3 protein-coding genes are annotated in these 2,135 nt (G+C 63.6%); all 3 read right to left on the bottom strand.

Translation table 11 applies throughout. The annotated features are described in order from the left end of the window. A partial coding sequence (gene tnpC, locus PQR02_RS40205; RefSeq protein WP_408243350.1) for an IS66 family transposase occupies positions 1-1,323 on the bottom strand: 1,323 nt, incomplete at its 3' end. A gap of 30 nt (positions 1,324-1,353) precedes the next feature. After that, entirely contained in the window at positions 1,354-1,701 is a 348-nt protein-coding gene (gene tnpB / locus PQR02_RS40210) for an IS66 family insertion sequence element accessory protein TnpB (protein ID WP_408243351.1), read from the bottom strand. Further along, positions 1,698-2,135: IS66-like element accessory protein TnpA (tnpA, locus tag PQR02_RS40215; RefSeq protein ID WP_408243352.1), on the bottom strand; the 438-nt coding region annotated here is incomplete at its 5' end. The genes tnpB and tnpA, both read right to left, overlap by 4 nt.

The raw sequence follows: 2,135 nt of genomic DNA on the forward strand, positions 1-2,135 counted from the left end.
TCGTCCCAGTGAGACACAGCGCAGCGCGTTCTCCGCGATGTTGTTGTCTATCTCCACCGTGCCATCGTCGCAGTACAGCGTCAGCGCGAGCCATTGATTGAGCGAGTAGTTGATGGCCTTGGCCGTATCCGACTTCGTTGACAGCATCTGGAGCTTTGCCCTGAGCCATGCACCGTAGGTTTCAAGCAGCGGTTTGGCCTTCTCCTGCCGCACACGCAGCCGCTCGGCAGGCGGCTTGCCGCGGATACTGGCTTCGATGCCGTAGAGCTCGCCAATATAGTCGAGCGCCTTTTGCGTGGTTTCAGACGGCGTGCGCACGTGAATGTCGTACAGCTTTCTCCTGGCGTGCGCCCAGCATGCTGCCTCGCGCATCGAGCCGTCCCGGAACAGCTCGTTGAAGCCCGAATACGCGTCTGCCTGCAGGATCCCGCTGAAGCCGGTCAGATGGCGCTGGGGATGGACGCCTTGCCGGTTGGGCGAGTACGCAAACCAGACGGCGGCTGGTTCCTTCGAACCGGACCGACGGTCATCACGCACATAGACCCACAGCCGGCCTGTCTTTGTCTTCTTGTTGCCCGGCGCGAGCACAGGGATCGGCGTGTCGTCCGCATGGATCTTGATGCCGCCCATCGCGTAGCGGCGCAGCGCTTCCACCAGCGGATCGACGAGCGCCTCGCACTGACCAACCCAGCGGCCCATGCTCGCCGGGTCCAGTTTGACGTTTTCGATCTCCGACTGCCGGTAAAGCGGCTGGTGATCGGCATACTTGGCCACAAAGATCCCGGCAAGCAGGCTTGGGTGCGCGATGCCGCGCTGAATCGGCAGGCTCGGTGCCGGCGGCTGAACGATGCGACCGCAGCAGGCGCAGATCTTCTTGCGCCGGATGGTGCGGATGACCTTGAACGCTGCCGCGATGCGGCCGAGCTGCTCGGAGACGTCCTCGCCCAGCGCTTGCATCTGGCCGCCGCATTCGGCGCAGGTTGGCTCCGGCTCGAGCACGTGCTCCTCACGCGGCAGGTGGTCCGGGAGCGCCTCGCGCGAAGCACGTTCGGGCGCGTCGGACCTGCTCCTGCCGCCGGCCTGTGCTTCGCGCGTTTCGGCTGCGCCACGGCTGCCGGTCAGATCATCCAGTCGGGTCTCAAGTTCCGCAATTTGCCGGTCCAGTTTCTCGGACTTGCGGCCGAACTGCATGCGCTTGAGCTTGTCGATCTGTGCCTTGAGCCGTTCGATTTCCAGATCGCGCTCGGCCAGGGACGCCCGCGCCTCGAGCAACAAGGCCTTGAGTGCATCGATGTCATCAGGAAGGTCGCTGGCATCAGACATGCCACGCAGTTTACGCAGGTGTTGCGCGGTTTACAACATCGACAGTGGCTCGGCGGTACGGCGTGGCTGCCGCCAGTCGATGCCCTCAAGCAGCATCGACAGCTGGGCCTGGGTCAGATGGATCTTGCCGCTATCGGCCTGCGGCCAGACAAAGCGGCCACGCTCGAGCCGCTTTGCAAGCAGCCATAGCCCGTCGCTGGTAGCCCAAAGAATTTTTATCAGATCACCTCGACGGCCGCGGAAGATGAACACGTGACCGCCCAGCGGATTCTCCTGAAGCGCCGTCTGTACCTTGGCGGCCAGGCCCTGGAACCCGGAACGCATGTCGGTCACCCCCGCGGCAATCCAGATGCGTGTGCCCGCCGGCAGACCGATCATCGCGACAGCTCGCGAATCAGCAGCCGCAGTGTCTCCGGCGAGACCTCGCCGCGAATGCGCAGGCGTGCACGCTCGAACTCCACCTCGCAGACACTCTCCAGCGGCTCAGTTGTAGTGACCGTTGGCGGCGGCGCCTGTACAGACGTACCGTCGATGATGTTCACCGGCAATAACGGCGGAATCTCGCACTCCGCCTGCCGCGCCGCATGCTCGGACAGCGTCGGCAGACCGTACGCTCCCTCGAGATACGCTCGCCGCCACTTGAAGAGCAGGTTCGCGTTGACATCATTGCCGCGCGCGATCAGGGCAACCGATGCACCCGGCTCAAAGGATTGCTCGACCAGGTGCCTCTTGAACTCGAGCGGGAAATTCGGCCGCTTGGTGCGTGCGCTTGATGTTTTGTCCACGTTGGTGCCCACAATAATCTGGTGGAG

The sequence above is a fragment of the Paraburkholderia sediminicola genome, assembly GCF_046026895.1.
Lineage (GTDB): Bacteria > Pseudomonadota > Gammaproteobacteria > Burkholderiales > Burkholderiaceae > Paraburkholderia > Paraburkholderia sediminicola_C.

Bases quoted from the DNA above. Each gene is read 5' to 3' on its own strand.
- tnpB (WP_408243351.1), bottom strand. From the start codon at position 1,701: ATGATCGGTCTGCCGGCGGGCACACGCATCTGGATTGCCGCGGGGGTG.